Raw genomic sequence first — 18,598 nt, 5'->3', positions numbered from 1 at the left:
GGGGACGGTGCGACGGTGTCGTCAGGTGACGAGTGCGCGCTGAATATGCGCCAGCAGTACATCAACATTAATCGGCTTGCGTAAAAAAGCCACTGCGCCGTTCTGAACAGCGTAGCGTTGGATGTTGTTATCCGCATGACCAGAGATAAAAATGAGCGGCGGCGGCGAGGTGGCGATGAGGTTCAGTTTGTCGAGCATCTCCAGCCCGTTCATCCCGCGCAGGCGGATATCGGCAATCACCAGCGCCGACTCAGCCAGCGCAGTGGGGTGGCTGAGAAACCCCTCCGCAGAGTCGAAGGCTTCCGTTGCGTACCCCTCTGACTGCAGCAGGTTGCTTAACCCGCTGCGGACAGAACGTTCATCATCAATGATGGCTATGCGCTGCGGCATGCTGGCGTTCCTCAAATGAGTGTGATTATTCCTCGCGACCGTCGTTGGGACGGGATGGAGGCGGCGTGCCGCTGATTTTGGGTACACATTCGTGACGGAACCACGTCAGCGTAAGCTGGCCGCTGAGCAGACGGCGGCCAATCGGGATCAGTTGTTCACCCACCAGCATGCCAAACAGCCCCAACAGCGCGACGACCGGCGGCGCAGGCGAGTGTACCGTAATCGCGGCATAAATAACCCCTGCCAAAATTCCACAACCCAGCGAGACAACCCAGGCCTTCATGATGATGCTCCTGTGGTGCGGGTGACGGGGGCCTGCTGCGCGGTATCATCGGCGTGCAGCACATGGCGCATTGCCTGTTCGCCCGCCAGCATACCCAGCAGGCCAATCAGCGCCAGCGCGGGCGGGGCCGGGGAACGGACTTTCAGCAGCGCGTACAGCAGGCCGATTAGCACGCCTGCTGCGAGGGAAATTAACCCAGTACTCATGATCGACTCCAGAGAGGGGGAGCAGGCCGGATGAGGGCCCAGCCTGCTGCCGGAACTTAGCGGGCCGGAACCGGGGCCAGGGTGTTGTGCTCGCTTTTCTGGCGAGACTGTGCGCCGTGCACCATGGTGTAGGCGTAATCAACGCCCATGCCGTAGGCACCGGAGTGCTCACGCACGATATCCATCACCGCGTTGTAGGTCTCTTTGTGCGCCCAGTCGCGCTGCCACTCGAGCAGCACCTGCTGCCAGGTCACCGGGATCACGCCCGCCTGGATCATGCGCTGCATCGCGAAGTCGTGGGCTTCTTTCGAGGTGCCGCCGGAAGCATCTGCCACCATGTAGATCTCGTAATCGCCTTCCAGCATCGCGCACAGGGCGAAGGTGTTGTTGCACACTTCCGTCCACAGGCCGGAGACCACCACTTTCTTCTTGCCGTTGGCTTTCAGGGCGTCACGCACTTTCTGGTCATCCCAGGAGTTCATCGAGGTGCGCTCAAGAATGTCTTTCCCCGGGAAGACGTCCAGCAGTTCCGGGAAGGTGTTGCCGGAGAAACTTTGGGTTTCAACGGTGGTGATGATGGTGGGGATGTTGAACACGCTGGCCGCTTTCGCCAGCCCTACCACGTTGTTTTTCAGCACCTGGCGGTCGATTGACTGCACGCCAAACGCCATCTGTGGCTGCTGGTCGATGAAGATCATCTGACAGTTATCCGGGGTTAACACTTCGAGCTTTGAGTTAGACATAAGGGTATCCAGTGTGGTTAGCAGGCGAAACCCGGCGCACAATGTGGCGACGAGACGTTGGCTTTATCCTATGTTTCCCCCCCGGCGGGCGTAATTATCTCTTTGTATAATTAACCTTTCGTATAGTTATACTTTGGTATAGCTATCCCATTGTATAACTGGTTTTTTCCGGTAAGCGGTTCCAATAATCCTGACCATTCCCCTCTCAGTCAGGAGCAGTTATGACTTCCTCTGCTAAAGCAGATTTGATTCTGGTTAATGGCCAGTTTCATACCGTCGATCGTGAAAACCCCCTTGCCGAAGCAGTTGCCGTACGCGACGGCAAATTCCTCGCCGTCGGCACCGTTGCCGAGGTGATGCAGTACCACGACGACAGCAGTAAAGTGGTGGACCTGAAAGGTCACACCGCCATCCCCGGCCTGAACGATTCGCACCTGCACCTGATCCGCGGCGGGCTGAACTACAACCTCGAGCTGCGCTGGGAAGGTGTACCGTCGCTGGCCGATGCCCTGCGAATGCTCAAAGAGCAGGCCCTGCGTACCCCGTCGCCCCAGTGGGTGCGGGTGGTGGGTGGCTGGAACGAGTTCCAGTTTGCCGAACGCCGGATGCCGACCCTCGACGAGATCAACGCCGCCGCGCCGGATACCCCGGTATTTATCCTGCACCTGTACGATCGCGCCCTGCTCAACCGCGCGGCGCTGAAGGTAGTGGGCTACACCAAAGACACCCCGAACCCGCCGGGCGGCGAGATCCAGCGCGACGCCAACGGCAACCCGACCGGGATGTTGATCGCCCGTCCGAACGCGATGATCCTGTACGCCACCCTCGCCAAAGGCCCGAAACTGCCGCTGGAACAGCAGGTGAACTCCACCCGCCAGTTTATGCGCGAGCTGAATCGCCTGGGGCTGACCAGCGCCATCGATGCGGGCGGCGGCTTCCAGAACTACCCGGAAGATTACGAGGTGATCGCCGAGCTGCACGACAAAAAGCAGATGACGATCCGCATCGCCTATAACCTGTTTACCCAGCGCCCCGGCCACGAGCTGGAAGACTTCGAGAAATGGACCGACATGCTCAAGCCGGGCCAGGGCACCGACTTCTTCCGCCATAACGGCGCGGGCGAAATGTTAGTGTTTTCCGCCGCCGACTTTGAAGATTTCCTCGAGCCGCGCCCGGATCTGGCCCCCGGCATGGAGGACGAACTTGAGCGCGTGGTGCGCCATCTGGTCGAGCATCGCTGGCCGTTCCGCCTGCACGCCACCTATGACGAATCGATCGACCGGATGCTGAACGTCTTCGAGAAGGTCAACCGCGAGATCCCGTTCGACGGACTGCACTGGTTCTTTGACCACGCCGAGACCGTCACGCAGCGCAATATCGACCGCATCAAGGCGCTGGGCGGCGGCATTGCCGTGCAGCACCGGATGGCCTTCCAGGGTGAGTACTTCGCCGAGCGTTACGGCATGGAAGCGGTTCGCCATACCCCACCGGTTACCCGCATGCTGGAGACCGGCGTGCCGGTAGGCCTGGGCACCGACGCCACCCGCGTGGCGAGCTACAACCCGTGGACCGCGCTGTACTGGCTGGTGTCCGGCCGCACCGTCGGCGGGATGCAGATGTACGATCACAGCGCACGTCTGGATCGCGATACCGCCCTGATGCTGTGGACCCAGGGCAGCGCGTGGTTCTCGAACGAGCAGAACCAGAAAGGGCAGATCAAAAAAGGCCAGCTCGCGGATCTGGCGGTACTGAGCAAAGACTACTTCCGCGTACCAGAGGAAGAGATCAAGGGCATCGAGTCAGTGCTGACGGTGGTGGACGGCGATATCGTCTATGCCGCAGGCAGCTTTGGCCCGCTGTCGCCGCCGTCGATCCCGGTATTGCCGGACTGGTCCCCGGTGGTGAAAGTACCTGGTCACTACCGCAGTGCCCCACCGCAGGCCGCCCGCGTGGGCATGAGTGCCGTCCACCACTGCAGCGGCCCGTGCGGCGTGCACAACCACGGACACGACTTTGCCCGCAGCGCAGAGATGCCGGTGGCCGACGATAATGCCTTCTGGGGAGCGCTGGGCTGCAGCTGCTTCGCGTTTTAATCATGACGAACTCAACGCACCTCACCGCGCCCCGGATTGACCTGGGGCTGTTGTTCCTGCGCATCACCGGCAGCCTGCTGTTGCTGTACGTGCACGGCCTGCCGAAGGTGCTGCACTTCAGCGAAGAGCTGACCCGCATTGAAGATCCGTTTGGCTTCGGGCCGTATTTCAGCCTGATCCCGGCGATCGTTGCCGAAGTGGTCTGCCCTGTCCTGATCCTGTTCGGCATTGCCACCCGTCTGGCCTGCGTCCCGATCATCGCCGTGCTGCTGGTGGCGATGCTGGTGGTGCATCCGGGCTGGTCGATTGCCGAAGGTCAGTTTGGCTGGCTGCTGCTGATCATCTTCACCACGCTTGCGATCACCGGGCCCGGCGGGTGGCGGCTACGCACGCGGGTCACGGAGCGATTCGCATGACCCAGCTCAACGATGCCCATCTGCCACCCGTCAGCACCCCGGCGATCTCCACCTGGCAGCCGCTGCGCCAGCGGGTATTCCGCATGCTGTGGATTGCCACGGTGGTGTCGAACGTTGGCTCATGGATGAGCGACGTGGGGGTGAACTGGAGCATGCTGACCCTGAGCGCCGATCCGCTGGATATTGCGCTGGTGCAGGCGGCGAGCAGCCTGCCGATGTTTCTGTTCGCCCTGCCCTCCGGGGTGATGGCGGATATCGTCGACCGGCGTAAGTACCTGCTTTTCTCACAGCTGTGGATGTTTATCGCCGCTGCGGGGCTGACGGTGCTGTCGTTTACCGGGCATGTCACGCCGACGGTGCTGCTGGCGGCAGCCTTCCTGTTAAGCGTCGGCAGCGCCATGAGCTCGCCGCCGTTCCAGGCGATTGTCCCGGATCTGGTCAGCAAAGCCGAGCTGGGCCCGGCGGTGGCGCTGAACTCGCTGGGGGTCAACATCAGTCGCGCCATTGGCCCGGCGCTGGGCGGCTTTTTGCTGTCGCTGGCCGGGCCGTGGATGGTGTTCCTGCTCAATGCCCTGTCGGTGCTGGGCGTGGCCTGGGTGCTATGGCGCTGGAAGCCTGCGCTCGGCGTGCAGCGCCTGCCGCCGGAGCACTTTTTCTCGGCGGTGCGGGCCGGGGTGCGCTACGTGCATGCCGCCCCGGTGCTGCGTAATGTGCTGATCCGCACCGTGGCGTTTTTTGTCTTTGCCAGCGCCGGTTGGGCGCTGCTGCCGCTGGTGGCGCGTCGCGAGCTCGGCCTCGGCCCGGCAGGATACGGGATCATGCTGGCCTGTATCGGACTGGGTGCCGTGAGCGGTGCGATCCTGCTGCCGCGCCTGCGCCAGCGGCTGAATGCCGACCAGCTGATGGTGGCCGCGAGCCTGATGTTCGCTCTCACCATGCTGGCGCTGGCGTTTGTGCGCCACTTCTGGCTGCTGAACCTCTTTGAGTTTTTCACCGGCTTTGCGTGGATTGCGGTGCTCTCAACCCTGAACCTGGGCGCGCAGCGGAGTGCCGCGCGCTGGGTGAAGGCCCGGGCGCTGGCGGTGTATCTGACGGTGTTCTTCGGTTCGATGACCGCGGGCAGCGCCATCTGGGGGCAGATTGCCTCGCACTTCAATACCGCGACCTCGCTGTGCGTGGCGACCGTCGGGATGCTGCTGGCCAGCGCCACGGTGCTGCGCTGGAAGCTGGAAAAAGATCCGAACCTCAACCTGGATACCAGCGGCCAGATTGCCGATGACGCACGCGAGACGATCCCCAACGAACGTGGTCCGGTGCTGGTCTCCTGGGAATACCGAATCGACCCACAATCTGCCAACGACTTTTTGCAGGCGGTACACGAGCTGCGCCGGGTGCGGCGCCGGGCGGGGGCGATAAGCTGGGCGGTGTATGAAGATATCGACCAGCCGGGACTGTATATCGAGACCTTCCTGATGGGTTCGTGGGTGGAACACCTGCGCCTGCAGGAGCGCCACACCATGAACGATCACCTGCTGCAAAGCCGCGTGCTGGCTTTTCATCAGGGCGCTACCCCTCCGGCGATCCGTTATCTGGTCGCGCCGGTTTGTTGATACTAATAAAGACACTTTTGAGGAACACTCTATGGCGACGATTAAAACGCAAGACGGGACGCAGATTTACTACAAAGACTGTGGCGCAGGTAAACCGGTGCTGTTCAGCCACGGCTGGCCGCTGGATGCAGACATGTGGGACAGCCAGCTGAACTATCTGGCCGAGCGCGGTTTTCGCGCCATCGCTTTTGACCGCCGCGGCTTTGGCCGCTCGGATCAGCCGTGGACGGGCTATGACTACGATACGTTTGCTTCCGACATCAACGACCTGATCACTACGCTCGACCTGCAGGACGTGACGCTGGTGGGCTTCTAGATGGGCGGCGGCGACGTAAGTCGCTATATCGGCACCTACGGCACTTCACGCGTGGCCGGGCTGGCGCTGCTGGGGGCAGTCACGCCAATCTTCGGCAAATCTGATTCCTATCCGCAGGGCGTGGATCAGTCGGTGTTTGACGGTATCCGCGACGGGCTGCGCAAAGATCGCGCCCAGTTCATCAGCGATTTCGCCACCCCGTTCTACGGCATCAACGCCGGACAAACTGTGTCGGAAGGCGCACTGACCCAGACGCTGAACATCGCCCTGCTGGCGTCGCTGAAAGGGACTATCGACTGCGTAACCGCATTCGGTGAGACCGACTTCCGCCCGGATATGGCGAAAGTCGACGTACCGACGCTGGTTATTCACGGCAGCAACGACCAGATCGTGCCGTTCGAAACCACCGGCAAGGTGGCGGCAGAGTTGATTAGCCACGCGGAACTGAAGGTGTATGACAATGCGCCGCACGGTTTTGCGCTGACCCATCAGGACCCGCTGAATGAAGATTTACTGGCGTTTGTGAAGTCGCTGTAAGGGTTATGACCGGGGACTTTGCTCCCCGGTTGATCTTTTTTCCCCGCCTTATTCACACTCATCGTACCCGACGATACTTTTCCTTCCCGTCCACTATTACACTTAAGACATTGAATCCATTCCCGGAAGATAAAATGAACAGCACGGTCTTCGATGCATTCCGTTGTCTAAATTTGCTGGCGACCGGTAACCGTGCCTTTGGTATTCGCGAAATCGGCCGCGAAATGGGGCTGGATCCCGCGAAAGTATCCCGGCTGATGCAAACGCTGCTGGCGCTGGAGATGGTGCAGCAGGATGCGAAACGCAAGTACAGCCTGGGGATGGGTATCCACCGGCTCTCGGCCAGCGCGATCCATAACTCAGCGTTTTACACCGCGGTGCTGGAGATGCTGGAGGAGACAGGCAGCCACTCGGTATCGATCGTCGTTGGGGTGCTGAGCGGAAAGAATGTGGTGTACCTCATTCATACGCGTGGCGGAAAAAGCATTGCCAGAGCCATTGGCAACTATGAGTCTTACCCGGTGCATGACTCGGTTATCGGAATTAAATTGCTCGCCGCAATGAGTGATGAAGAAATCGTTGCCCGGCTCGGAAGCCATGATTACCAGTTGCTAAAAAGTGATATCGAAGAGGCCCGCCGTCATCAGGTGTTTGGTAAAACTTTTAACGACACAGATTATCGGATGGCCTGCGTCATTCCGGGTATGCAGGCCGCCATCGCCCTGTCGAACATTCAGGGCGATAAGCTGGACATCGCGAAGTTACGTGACTTTCTGATCTCTGCCGCACGCAAAATCAGCGGTGCTTCTCTCCCCCAACTGTAGCAGCCTGGCGCAACGCGCAGCCGTCGTCGCCACCGATTGCCCGGGGCGATAGAGCGAGCTGCCAATGCCCACGCTATCGTAGTAATGCAGATAATCAGCGGCGTTATCCACGTCGACGCCGCCCACCGCACAAAAGCGTACTGTCGTCGATAGCGGACCTTTGATCATCTCTGGATAGTTGCAGGGCAATGCGCTCGCCGGGAAAATTTTCAACACGTCGACACCCGCCTCACAGGCACTGAAAATTTCGCTGGGCGACATGACACCTGCACAGATACTCAGTCCATAGCGTTTTGCCGCCCTGATGACGCGGGTATCCAGATTCGGGGTCAGAATAAAATGCGCCCCGACGCTGGCACAGGTTTCCACATGCTCCGGGGTTAACACCGTACCAGCCCCTGCTCTGACCCGCCCACCAAAAGCGTTTTGTACCCTGTGCAGGCTGGTATCCCACGCGACCGAGTTGGTGGTGATTTCAATGGTAGTAACGCCATGATCCAGCAGGCAGGCCACATGCTCTACGCAATCATCGGGCGTAATACCGCGTAAAATCGCAATAATTTGTGAATCAACCAGCATGTCGAAATACCTCATTAAGCCCGGCAATCAGTGCAGTTTCCGCCTCAAGTGTGGAGCAGGAGACGCCTAATACCTCGCTGGCCTGCTGATACAGGGAGAGCAAAGCCTGGCTACCGATAAAACAGACGCTCGCATTGATCGGATGACCACACAGGATTTCGTGGCCAATTAGCAGGCCCGAGAGCCAGCTTGCAGCGAAGGCCGGGTCGAGCTTGCCGAAGATATAGCGGCCCCGGCAACGAAACAGCTCGCTGACCAGATCGCTGTGCTGCGCGCCCACAGATTGCGCCACGACAACGCCCTCGCTGAAGGCCGAAGCTGAGGCAACCTGTGGCGGCAGACCTTTCCCCACCACCGAATGGTTTAACACCAACTGATAGAGTTCGCCGGTCATCAGAGTGCGCAGGCCCGTCACGCGCTGTTGCTGGCGGTCGATGGTCATCCATTTGCTGTGGGTCCCCACGGCAGCGAAAGTGTGCGCATCCGTCAGGGCAATGGCCCCCGCCAACTGCATCTCTTCGCCACGACAAATCTCATTGACCCGCGGATCGCTGATGCCGGGTCGCAGCGTCAGGGGGTTGGGCAGGATGCCGTTCAATACCCGCCCCTTTCCCAACAGATCGCTGAAACTGAGCGGTAGCGTCAGATATCCCGCGTCGGCAAGGCCAATATTGCTGCCAATCATGCCGCAGAGCAGCACGGGTAGACTCGGCTCCCAGGCCTCTTCCAGCCGTAACAGCTGCTGGCGCAGGATTTCCGCCAGCGCGTCGCGTTCGCACTTTGCCACGCCGCAGGTGTCCTGCACCGAGCGGATGACCTGCCCCTCCCGCACGCTGATCGCCCGGAAATTACTGGTTCCCCAGTCGACGGCAATGTAGTTCATGCGCGCACTCCGAACACCGCCAGCGGCAGAGCGTCGGTGAGATCCTGAAGTTCTTCTCGTGTGGCCGCGTCCAGCCCTTTGGCCGGTTCTCGCACCACATCGGTAGCGAAGATCCCTGCGCGGTGCAGCACGGTTTTGTGGATGGCCACGCCAATACCTGACTGCACGCCATAGCGCAGGAAGGGCAGATAGCGATAAAAGAGCGATTGCGCTTCTCGCGGATTATGCTGCCAGGCCTGCAAAATCATATTAATGACATCCGGGAATTCACAGGCCGGCATGGTACCCGTCACGCCGCGACGCAGCTCTTCATACAGAAAACCCGCATTCAGGCCGCCAAACAGCCCGACGCTATCACCTAACGCCTGTTTCAAAGCGGAGATTTTCAGTGTGGTAGGCGGTTGCTCCACTTTGATGTATTTGATGGCCGGAAATGACTGGCAAAGTTTCACCAGCGTCGGCACCGGCATGTTCACCCCCGTCATCAGCGGCGCATCCTGAATCATGATGTCGATTGCACAGGCCTCGCAAATATCGCGGTAGAAAGTGACGATTTCATCAGGACCAGGTTTGACGACCGCAGGCGGGTTAACCATCGCCACCTGAGCCCCCCAGCGTTGCACCCGGCTAATGTCTTCAATAGCGACAGCGGAAGCGGCTCCCCCAGCGGCGGCCACCAGCGGGAGATCGCCAGTCAGTTTTTTGACGCAGGTAAAAAGCGCTTCTTTCTCACCCTGCGTCAAGGCATAACCTTCGGAAGCATTGCCGAACAGTGCCAGGCCATCAACCCCCTGCCATAACAGGAACTTAACCAGACGCTCAATGGAGGTGAAATCTACCTCGCCCTGAGCGTCGAACGCGGTGGCCAGGATCGGGATATTGCCTTTTAACATGTTGCCTCCAGTACTGCTGCTTCGTTGATTTCGATACCCAGGCCCGGCCCCTGCGGAAGCTGATAAGCCCCCTGCTGGCAGATTAATGGGGTGGTGAGAAGTTGGTTGGCAATCTCAAAAACGGGCGGTTGATACTCCAGCATAAAGAGATTTGGGATAGCGGCCGCGACGTGCAGCGAGGCGGCAATGCAGGGCGCAAGACCGACGCTAAGGTGTGGAGCGACCTTCAGATTCCAGGTCTCTGCCAGCGAGGCGATGTGCATGAGTTCGCTGATACCGGTACGGCCCACGTCCGGCTGTAAGATATCGGCCGCCCGCTGTTCGATAAAGGGTTTGAACTGGTAGCGGGTGCGCTCCGTTTCACCCAGTGCAATGGCCACCGGGCTTTTGGCCCGCAGTTCCCGATGCCCTGCCACATCTTCCGGCAGCAGCGGTGCCTCAAGGAAACCAACCCCAAGTTCCCGCAGCGCCCCACCCAGTTCAGCGGCCTCTGCCACGCTGTAATTCCAGTGGGCATCGAGGAAAATCTGTGCATCAGTACCCAAGGTTTCGCGAATCGCCCGCACGTTAGCGATGTCTTCGCGTACCCCGTAGCCCAGAGCCAGCTTCACGGCATTGAAGCCCTTTTTCTGCCAGCGTTTGGCCAGCTGACAGCGGGCGGGCAGATCCGGCTCGGGCAACCCGGAAACATAACAGGGAATCGTCTGCCGATAAGCACCACCAAGCAATTGCCACACCGGTAGGCCGAGCAGCTTGCCTTTAAGGTCCCAGAGGGCGATATCCACGGCGGCGATGGCGTCGATGTGGTACCCGGTAATATGGCCACGATCGCGCATCGCATCGTACATTCGCGAGTTAAGCACTGCGCTGGCAAAAGGAGATTGCCCTTCCAGCAGCGGAGCAAAAAGTTGGGTGATGAGTTCCGCAATCACCTGCGGGACCACCGGGGCCAGCGCCTCTCCCCACCCGACGCAGCCGTCGTCGGTCGTTATCTTGACCAGACAAGTTTCCATTTTGCGGGAATAGACGCAGCGGTACTCCGGGCGATAATAGTAATCGCTGTCGTGCCCCTCTGCGCTGCCCCCCAGATAGGCCTGCTCAGGGGTGATCTTCAGCGGAAAACATTCAACGTGACGAATTTTCATAACAACTCCGGGTGAGGTTAGTCCAGTTCTTTGCCGGCGGTCTCTTTGGCCAGCCATACGACAATGAAGGAGATAAGCGCAGTGATCATCACGTACCACGCAGGCGACAGCGGATCGCCAGTGAAGGAGATTAAGCTGGCAGCAGCCAGCGGCGTGACCCCGCCAAACACGGCCACGGTGAGGTTATAGGCAATGGCGATGCTGCCGTAGCGAATGGCGGTAGGGAACAGTTCCACCATGGCCGCCCCGCAACCACCGTTAAACATGGCGACAAACACCCCGAGCATGCTCATGGCTGCGATGGAAGAGCCGACCGAGCCCTGACTCATCACCAGCATCGCCGGCCATGTCAGCAGGATGAAACCGCCGCAGCCCATCAGCATCAGCGGGCGACGCCCCCAGATATCGGAGAGGTAGCCGGTAAAGGGCATGCACACCGCCACGCTCAATAACCCCAGGGTGGTGATGAGATACGAATCGGTTTTGCTGTAGTGCAAATGGGTAGAGAGGTAACCCGGCATAAAGGATTGCAGTACCCAACTGCTGACCGCTTTCACCACCACGAAACCGGTACAGAACAGCAATGCCCGCGAAGAGGTGGAAAACGATTTGCGCAGCGGGGATTTCTCCAGCTTGCCGCTGACTTTCAACTTCTGGAATTCGGCGGAGTCTTCCATGTTTCGACGCATGTACAGCCCGCCCAGCCCCAGCGGTGCCGCCAGCAGGAACGGAATACGCCAGCCCCAGTCATTCATAGCGCTTTCACCCAGCGTATGGGTCAGGAAGAGCACCAGACCCGAGCCGCAGACAAAGGCCATAAAGCTGAAGTTCTCGCTCCAGCAGGTGAGTGTGGCCCGGCGATGGGGTTTGGCGCTCTCCGCCAGATAGGTGATGACACCCGAGCTTTCGCCGCCGGCGGCAAAACCCTGCACCAGGCGCGTGATCACCAGCAGTACCGGCGCGAGCACGCCCACCTGATGCCAGGTAGGCAAAATACCCATCACGAAGGTGGAGCAGGAGGTGATGACGATAACCGTGACCAACACTTTTCGCCGCCCCTGCCTGTCACCCATGGAACCGAAGAAGAGCCCACCAAGCGGGCGCATCAGAAAACCGGATCCGAAGACCGCGAAGGATTTCAGCAGGCCGATAACCGGATCGCCACTGGCGAAAAAGTTAGTGGCGATAATTGCCGCCAGGGTGCCGTACAGTCCAAAATCAAACCACTCGATAAAATGCCCGATGCCCGCTGAGAGCATCATTTTGGTACGGCTTTGGGCGGGCGTGCCCTGCTCTGTAGACGAATAGCCGTCGGCGTATTCAGAATCGGTGTTAGCCATTTAACCTCCCGAGGTTAAGCACGGAGTTAATCTGTGTGATGTGTTTGGTATGAATGAACTGAGTGTAAGGAATCCGGGGAGGCTGGCGAGCGAGGGCGCGGGTTGCGTGAGGGATATCAAAGAAGCTGTGAAAGAAATGATTCACATAGTGAAACAGCGGTTAAAACACTGACGCCTGCTGAGCAGGCGTCAGGTATTCTTAGCTTGCCGTCACCGGGCGATCCAGCCGCTCCTCATCGTGTTTATCTCCCGAGCCATTCCTGCGCTCCGCCAGCAATCGGCAAATCTCCGCGTGCTTCTCTTCCGTGAAGGTGAAGCGCGACATCACCGCAAGGCGGATCAGCGAGCCTATCGCGGGCAGCAGGCAGATCCCGAAGAACAGCCCGGCAAGCACGCCGTCGCTCTGGGTTTGCGCCTGCGGCACGTAGCCAATAAGCGTGAGAAACACGCCGATTAACCCGCCGCCCACCGCCACCGACATCTTGCCGGTAAAGGTCTGCCCGGAGAAGGTGATCGCCGCGCAGCGCTTGTGGGTGTGGTACTCGGCATACTCAATGGTGTCGGCAATCATCGACGAGGTGAGGATGTTGGTCATCATCACAAACAGAGTGCTGAGGCCCAGCAGGATAAACAGCAGCGCCGTGTGCTGATAGCCCGCAAACCACATCACCCCCCGCACCGCGACATCCAGCCCGCAGAGGATCATAAACAGCTTTCGCTTCTGTATTTTGCGCGTCAGCATCGGGGCGATCAGACAGACCACCGCCGCCACGATCCCCATAATCCCGATCGCCATCTGCAGACTGCCGTCGCCCATGTTGTAGATAAAGAAGTAGATATAAATCCCGTTGGCGACGTTGTGGAACACGCAGAAAAAGAACGACATCAGGATGACAAACAGCGGCTTATTCTGACGCAGGTTGTGGAAGGTATCGCGCATCGTCACCTTTTCCGGGCTTGGCGGGACGCGCTCTTTGATCTGCATAAAGCCGTTTAGCATCAGCGGCAGGCCCACCAGCATCATCACCAGCGCCGCCATAAAGTAGCCTTTGTCGTTGCTGTGCTGGGCGAAGAACGCCGCCAGCTTCGGGAAGAAGATATTGGCGCAGGCAATCCCGGCATTGACCCCTAACATCGCCGCCGTCACCGCACGGGTGCGCTGGCCTGAGTCGTTGGTCATTACCGATGACATCGACCAGAACGGGATATCCGAGATGGCATACAACGTGCCCCACAGGATATAGGTCACCCCGGCGTAGAGGATTTTGGTGGTCATGTCCGCTTCGATTTTATAGAACGCCAGCAGCGTGACGCCGGTGATCAACAGCGGGGCGATCAGCATAAAGTGACGAAACTTACCGAAACGGCTGTTAATAGTGTCCATGATACTGGCAAACAGCGGATCGTGGATCGCATCCCAGGCGCGGGCAATCAGGAAGATGGTACTTGCCGCCAGCGCCGAGATCCCCAGCACGTCGGTGTAAAAATAGTTAATAAACGAACCCACTAAACCAAAGCTAAAGCACTGTCCTAAACCATAGCCAAAATAAGACCACAACTCGCGAGACGGTATTTTCATTGTCATTGCCATTGCCATAGTGCGTACCTGGTTGCCCGGTGGTGACCACCGGGTATTTATTATTATGCCTGCGCCTGCGGGGCGATTTTACGCAGCGTGCGGATCAGGGCGATTTCATTGCGCGAGAACGGGATGCCGTTCTCTTCGAAGACATCGTGGAACCACAGGCGGCAGTAGTCAGTAGACTCTTTCATCACCACCGGCCACGGTAGCCAGGTCTGGGTTTTGCCGCGCACCAGCCCCCACTGATAAGGCGCGACTTTCGCCATGTACATCAGCGGCAGCTGCTCTTCAATGGTGCCGCCGACGTGGCGCGCCAGCCATTCGGTGCAGAAGATCGGCCGGCCAAGCTGCTGCAGCTGCTGGATAATGGCCGTCATGCGCCCGGTGTGGGTGTAGGCGTGATAGCTCACCACGTCCGACAGGGCCAGCGCGGTCTGGTCCAGCGGATGCTGATAGAAGGTTTCGCCCTCTTCTTCTGCAGGCAGACGCCACGCGCAGACGGTGAGCGGCTGCGTGGGGTCTTCTTCACGCACCCACTGGAAGGCCAGTTTCATCAGCTCGTGGGCGTGGGTTTCCAGTTTTTCGTCGTACAGCACCTCTTCGGTGCCGGTGGCAAAAATGCCGCGGTTGCCCGGCTCGTTGTACAGATCCCACAGCAGGACGCGCTTATCGTCGCGGAACTGGCGAACAACGTCGCGGATATAGCGCTCAATGTGCGGCCAGCAGTCGCGATCGCAGACTTTCTCGCGCCCCGGGCTGGCGGCTGCCTGGCTGTTGTGTTTGCCCGGCACCGGCGGCTTTTGCGCCCCGAGGTACGGTTCATCACCCGAGAAACCGCAGTCGTCCATCAGCGTCAGCATGGTGCTGAAACCACGGTTATTGGCAATCGTCAGGAACTGGTCGATGCGCGCCATCAGGCCGTCGCGATCGTCCTCCCAGACGATAAACGGCAGGTTGATGCGCAGGGTGTTATAGCCCGCGTCGGCGGCCCAGCCCAGTTCACGGTCAATGGTGTCGGCATCGAAGGTCTCTTTTTGCCAGATATCGGTCCAGTTCACCGCCGTTGACGGCAGATAGTTAAACCCGCACAGCCAGCCCTGCTGCTGATACCACGTCTGCGCCTGTTGCTTGCTCCACTGTTCTTTCATGAACGTTCTCCTTGCTGATAATATTTAGCTAATAAATATTAGTTGATGGATGAATGAGCAAATTGCGCTGCGCAAATAAGCGACGGCAATCACAAAGATCGCTGCGGCATCAAGAAGAAACGTGATCGGCGGCGCGTCCGGGGGCAGTTAGGGTATGATGCGAATTCGCCAGAGGGAGAGAACGGATGAAGCGGAAAAACAAAGTCACGATGAACGATATTGCGCGGACGGCGGGCGTGTCGCAGGCGACGGTATCGCTGGTGCTTAACCAGTCGCGTAACATCAAGCTCAGCGACGAGACCCGTCAGCGGGTGATCGGCGTTGCCGCCGAGCTGGGCTACGATCGCCTGCCCGCCATCCATACCCCGCGTAATCAGGAGGAGATTGCGCTGCTGGTCAGTTCGTTGCAGAGCTACGATCCCTTTATCGATGCCATCAGCCAGGCGCGGGAAGCGGCATGGCGCAACGAAACGCTGCTCACCGTGTATGACTACGGCGACGACGTGGCGCTGGCCCTCAACATTATTCGCCAGCTGGAAAAGCGCAACTGCGTGGGGATTATTCTCGCCTCCCCCGTCACCACGCTGGTGGATATGCGTGATTTTCAGGACTGCACCCGCCTGCCGCTGGTGCTGCTGAACCAGCGCGATCCCGCCTCGCCCCTGCTGCCCTCGTTTATCCCCGACGACTACGCCAACGCGTTTCAGGTGACAAAACATCTGCTGGCCTGCGGCGCAACGCGCATCGCCCATATCACCGGAGAGAGCTGGATGGAGGCCACCCGCCAGCGGCTGGCCGGCTACCAGGCCGCGCTGCAGCAGGCGGGCTTGCCCTGCGACGACAGCCTGGTGCGCCAGACCAACTGGCAGTTTAACGAGTCGTTCACGGCGACCGAGTCCCTGCTGCAGCTGGACGAACGCCCGGACGCCATCTTTTGCGCCAGCGACTGGCTGGCGATTGGCTGCTATCAGGCCCTGACGGTCAGCGGCGTGAATATCCCCAACGACATGCTGCTGGCGGGCTACGACGATCAGAAGATTTCCGAGCAACTCACCCCGTCGCTCACCAGTATTCAGCTGCCGTACAGCGAGCTGGGACGCCTGGCGGTGGAGTATTTGTGCAACGAAGAAGATGCCGCCACGCACGTGACGCTGGCGGGCAGACTGAAGGTGCGGGCGTCGAGCTCGCGTTAACGCACGGGTGTTGTCGTTTTGTAGGCCCGCGCAAGCGCAGCGCCGCCGGGCAATTCTTACAGGCTTCTGTTTGCCCAGGCCGCACGCATTACAGGCATAAAGACCGGCGGGATCACGCCCATTTTCGGCAAGGGCGTGGTGATTTCCACGCCCGGCGCAACCGCAAACCACTCCGCGTTAAACGGCAGTTTTTGCAGACGATTAAGGTCAAACTTCGTCGGCCAACTTAACCCTGCCGTTTCAAGCTGACTGTCGATCACAAACTCGCCTTTATAACAGGGCTGCGTCCGGGATGTGCCGTAGACAATCAGCACGGCATGGATATCCACAAAGACGTTCAGAATCAGCCCGGGGCGCGCTTTTGGCCCCGGGTTACCCAGATCCTCATGCTGAGGAAAGTTACACCAGATAATGTCACCTGGCGCAGGCAACGGATGGTAATTATTGGCCATAAGCATCCTGCTTATTTAAATAACGGCGAGTCCACATCATCCTCTGAGATATCGAGGCTTGACTGTTTTTTGATGGCGAGGTGCTGGGCGTCACTCAGCGGGCCGTCGTCCTGCTCGTAGGCAGGTAGCACCTGTTTGGCGAGATTACGCAATGCCTTATGCACTAATTCGGTCTGGTTGAGTGATAGCTCAGCCATCAGGCGGATAAAGGTTTCCTCGCTCACTCCGAACTCGTTATCCAGTGACCGCAACTGGAAAAGGAATTTCTTAGGCGCGGTGCGTGTTGGGATTGGCATCAATGACCTCACTTTTGGCTATATGCAAAGTATATAGAGAGGCGGGGAAATTAGCCATATAGATTGTATATATCATTCGGTTCACCTGCGTTGAGCGCAGCCGGAAGATGGAGTCGACGATATCGCTATCGCGAACGATACTGGATCGGGTCTGGCTGACTGTTTTTATTCCCGCCCTTTGCAAGGGATAGCCTTGAAGATCATTGATAACTCAAAACACAGTCCCGGCCTTTACGACATCTGATTCCGGAGAACCGCTAATGAGCACCAATAAAGAGTTAATGCAGCGTCGCAGCAATGCCGTCCCGCGTGGCGTGGGACAGATTCACCCGATCTTTGCCGCTCGCGCGGAGAACTGCCGGGTGTGGGATGTGGAAGGCCGGGAATATCTTGATTTTGCCGGGGGCATTGCGGTGCTCAACACCGGGCATCTGCACCCGCAGGTGGTTCGCGCGGTAGAAGAGCAGCTAAAAAAACTGTCGCATACCTGCTTCCAGGTGCTGGCCTACGAGCCCTATCTGGAGCTGTGCGAGATCCTCAATCAAAAAGTGCCGGGCGATTTCCCGAAAAAGACCCTGCTGGTGAGCACCGGCTCCGAAGCGGTGGAGAACGCGGTGAAAATCGCCCGCGCGGCCACTAAACGCAACGGCACCATCGCCTTTACCGGGGCCTATCACGGCCGCACCCATTACACCCTGTCGCTGACCGGGAAAGTGGCCCCTTACTCGGCGGGCATGGGGCTGATGCCGGGCCATGTCTATCGCGCCCTTTTCCCCTGCGCGCTGCACGGCGTCAGCGATGACGACGCCATCGCCAGCATCCATCGCATCTTTAAAAACGACGCCGCGCCGGAAGATATCGCCGCGATTGTGATTGAACCGGTGCAGGGCGAAGGCGGTTTCTACGCCACCTCACCCGCCTTTATGCAGCGCCTGCGCGACCTGTGCGACGAACACGGGATCATGCTGATTGCCGATGAAGTGCAGAGCGGCGCGGGACGGACCGGCACCTTCTTCGCCATGGAGCAGATGGGCGTGGCGGCGGATATCACCACCTTCGCCAAATCTATCGCCGGCGGCTTCCCGCTGGCGGGCGTGACCGGACGTGCCGAGGTGATGGACGCCATCGCCCCCGGCGGGCTGGGCGGTACCTACGCGGGCAGCCCGATTGCCTGTGCCGCCTCGCTGGCGGTGATCAAGGTCTTCGAGCAGGAAGATCTGCTGCAAAAAGCCAAGGCGGTGGGCAACACCCTGCGCGAAGGCCTGCTGGCGATCGCTGAAAAACACCGTGAGATTGGCGACGTGCGCGGGCTGGGGGCGATGATCGCCATAGAGCTGTTTGAGGATGGCGACAGTCACAAGCCGAACGCCGCGCTGACGGCGCAGATTGTCGCCCGGGCGCGGGATAAGGGTTTGATCCTGCTCTCCTGCGGGCCGTACTATAACGTGCTGCGCATTCTGGTGCCGCTCACCGTGGAACCCGTGCAAATCCAACAGGGCCTGGACATTATCGCCGCCTGTTTTGACGAGGCGACGCAGGGTTAATTTTTACGCCCGGTGCAAGCCGGGCCGTATACAAGGAGCATGACGCTCATTACACAGTCGTCAGCCATCGACGGCTAACGATTGTTCTGGAAAAACGCTAAAGCCATGGCCAGTTTTTGTTGACC

General features: G+C 59.2%; 19 protein-coding genes and 1 pseudogene. 7 read left to right on the top strand and 13 right to left on the bottom strand.

The window, feature by feature from the left end; all coding sequences use genetic code 11:
• Nucleotides 1–21: 21 nt before the first annotated feature.
• From M8013_RS11935 to M8013_RS11920, 4 genes are read right to left on the bottom strand one after another with little or no spacing between them, the layout of a single operon-like run.
• Nucleotides 22–390, bottom strand: a complete 369-nt coding sequence (locus M8013_RS11935) for a response regulator transcription factor (protein WP_271268017.1) — start codon at nucleotides 388–390, stop codon at nucleotides 22–24.
• A gap of 25 nt (nucleotides 391–415) precedes the next feature.
• Nucleotides 416–673 (bottom strand): XapX domain-containing protein, encoded by a 258-nt coding sequence (locus tag M8013_RS11930; RefSeq protein WP_271268016.1) that lies wholly within the window; start codon nucleotides 671–673, stop codon nucleotides 416–418.
• Entirely contained in the window at nucleotides 670–879 is a 210-nt protein-coding gene (locus M8013_RS11925; protein WP_271268015.1) for a DUF1427 family protein, read from the bottom strand. The genes M8013_RS11930 and M8013_RS11925 overlap by 4 nt, the downstream gene beginning before the upstream one ends.
• Nucleotides 880–935: 56 nt before the next feature.
• Nucleotides 936–1,622 (bottom strand): hydrolase, encoded by a 687-nt coding sequence (locus tag M8013_RS11920; protein WP_271268014.1) that lies wholly within the window; start codon nucleotides 1,620–1,622, stop codon nucleotides 936–938.
• A gap of 221 nt (nucleotides 1,623–1,843) precedes the next feature.
• On the opposite strand from M8013_RS11920, the gene M8013_RS11915 reads away from it, so the two are divergent.
• The 5 genes and pseudogenes from M8013_RS11915 (at nucleotide 1,844) to M8013_RS11895 (ending at nucleotide 7,418) form a co-directional block, all read left to right on the top strand.
• Nucleotides 1,844–3,715, top strand: coding sequence for an amidohydrolase (locus tag M8013_RS11915; protein ID WP_271268013.1), 1,872 nt, complete (start codon nucleotides 1,844–1,846; stop codon nucleotides 3,713–3,715).
• A gap of 2 nt (nucleotides 3,716–3,717) precedes the next feature.
• On the top strand, nucleotides 3,718–4,131 hold the full coding sequence (locus tag M8013_RS11910; RefSeq protein WP_271268012.1) for a DoxX family protein: 414 nt from the start codon (nucleotides 3,718–3,720) through the stop codon (nucleotides 4,129–4,131).
• On the top strand, nucleotides 4,128–5,741 hold the full coding sequence (locus M8013_RS11905) for an MFS transporter (RefSeq protein ID WP_271268011.1): 1,614 nt from the start codon (nucleotides 4,128–4,130) through the stop codon (nucleotides 5,739–5,741). The genes M8013_RS11910 and M8013_RS11905 overlap by 4 nt, the downstream gene beginning before the upstream one ends.
• Before the next feature lie 31 nt (nucleotides 5,742–5,772).
• A pseudogene (locus M8013_RS11900) lies at nucleotides 5,773–6,594 on the top strand (alpha/beta fold hydrolase).
• 134 nt (nucleotides 6,595–6,728) lie between these two features.
• The gene (locus M8013_RS11895; RefSeq protein WP_271268010.1) at nucleotides 6,729–7,418 is read left to right on the top strand and encodes a helix-turn-helix domain-containing protein; all 690 of its coding nucleotides are present in this window, start codon (nucleotides 6,729–6,731) and stop codon (nucleotides 7,416–7,418) included.
• Here M8013_RS11895 and M8013_RS11890 read toward each other — a convergent pair.
• The 7 genes from M8013_RS11890 to M8013_RS11860 all read right to left on the bottom strand — a co-directional run bounded on the left by M8013_RS11890 (nucleotide 7,356) and on the right by M8013_RS11860 (nucleotide 14,988).
• On the bottom strand, nucleotides 7,356–7,997 hold the full coding sequence (locus M8013_RS11890; protein ID WP_271268009.1) for a beta/alpha barrel domain-containing protein: 642 nt from the start codon (nucleotides 7,995–7,997) through the stop codon (nucleotides 7,356–7,358). The genes M8013_RS11895 and M8013_RS11890 overlap by 63 nt on opposite strands.
• A complete protein-coding gene (locus M8013_RS11885) occupies nucleotides 7,987–8,880 on the bottom strand; it encodes a 2-dehydro-3-deoxygalactonokinase (protein ID WP_271268008.1) in 894 nt (297 codons plus the stop codon). Before M8013_RS11885 ends, M8013_RS11890 begins: the two co-directional genes overlap by 11 nt.
• On the bottom strand, nucleotides 8,877–9,773 hold the full coding sequence (locus M8013_RS11880; RefSeq protein ID WP_271268007.1) for a dihydrodipicolinate synthase family protein: 897 nt from the start codon (nucleotides 9,771–9,773) through the stop codon (nucleotides 8,877–8,879). The genes M8013_RS11885 and M8013_RS11880 overlap by 4 nt, the downstream gene beginning before the upstream one ends.
• Nucleotides 9,767–10,918, bottom strand: a complete 1,152-nt coding sequence (locus tag M8013_RS11875) for a mandelate racemase/muconate lactonizing enzyme family protein (protein ID WP_271268006.1) — start codon at nucleotides 10,916–10,918, stop codon at nucleotides 9,767–9,769. The genes M8013_RS11880 and M8013_RS11875 overlap by 7 nt, the downstream gene beginning before the upstream one ends.
• Before the next feature lie 17 nt (nucleotides 10,919–10,935).
• Nucleotides 10,936–12,258, bottom strand: coding sequence for an MFS transporter (locus M8013_RS11870; RefSeq protein WP_418939535.1), 1,323 nt, complete (start codon nucleotides 12,256–12,258; stop codon nucleotides 10,936–10,938).
• A 199-nt stretch (nucleotides 12,259–12,457) separates the two neighbouring features.
• On the bottom strand, nucleotides 12,458–13,849 hold the full coding sequence (locus M8013_RS11865) for an MFS transporter (RefSeq protein WP_271268100.1): 1,392 nt from the start codon (nucleotides 13,847–13,849) through the stop codon (nucleotides 12,458–12,460).
• Between the two features lie 50 nt (nucleotides 13,850–13,899).
• Nucleotides 13,900–14,988: a cellulase family glycosylhydrolase gene (locus tag M8013_RS11860; RefSeq protein WP_271268005.1), complete on the bottom strand. Its 1,089-nt coding sequence runs from the start codon at nucleotides 14,986–14,988 to the stop codon at nucleotides 13,900–13,902.
• A 185-nt stretch (nucleotides 14,989–15,173) separates the two neighbouring features.
• Between M8013_RS11860 and M8013_RS11855 the strand changes: the two genes are divergently transcribed.
• Nucleotides 15,174–16,181, top strand: a complete 1,008-nt coding sequence (locus M8013_RS11855; protein WP_271268004.1) for a LacI family DNA-binding transcriptional regulator — start codon at nucleotides 15,174–15,176, stop codon at nucleotides 16,179–16,181.
• Between the two features lie 56 nt (nucleotides 16,182–16,237).
• On the opposite strand, the gene M8013_RS11850 is transcribed toward M8013_RS11855, so the two are convergent.
• Complete coding sequence (locus M8013_RS11850; RefSeq protein ID WP_271268003.1) at nucleotides 16,238–16,633, bottom strand: hypothetical protein; 396 nt, start codon at nucleotides 16,631–16,633, stop codon at nucleotides 16,238–16,240.
• A gap of 11 nt (nucleotides 16,634–16,644) precedes the next feature.
• Nucleotides 16,645–16,857 carry a hypothetical protein gene (locus M8013_RS11845; protein ID WP_271268002.1) on the bottom strand — a complete coding sequence of 71 codons (213 nt, stop codon included), beginning with the start codon at nucleotides 16,855–16,857 and terminating at the stop codon, nucleotides 16,645–16,647.
• Between the two features lie 332 nt (nucleotides 16,858–17,189).
• On the opposite strand from M8013_RS11845, the gene gabT reads away from it, so the two are divergent.
• Nucleotides 17,190–18,473, top strand: coding sequence for a 4-aminobutyrate--2-oxoglutarate transaminase (gene gabT, locus M8013_RS11840; protein ID WP_271268001.1), 1,284 nt, complete (start codon nucleotides 17,190–17,192; stop codon nucleotides 18,471–18,473).
• The last annotated feature ends 125 nt before the right edge of the window (nucleotides 18,474–18,598 follow it).

This window comes from Silvania confinis (assembly GCF_025564085.1).
GTDB lineage: Bacteria > Pseudomonadota > Gammaproteobacteria > Enterobacterales > Enterobacteriaceae > Enterobacter > Enterobacter confinis.
This window is presented reverse-complemented; position numbering and strand designations above follow the sequence as displayed.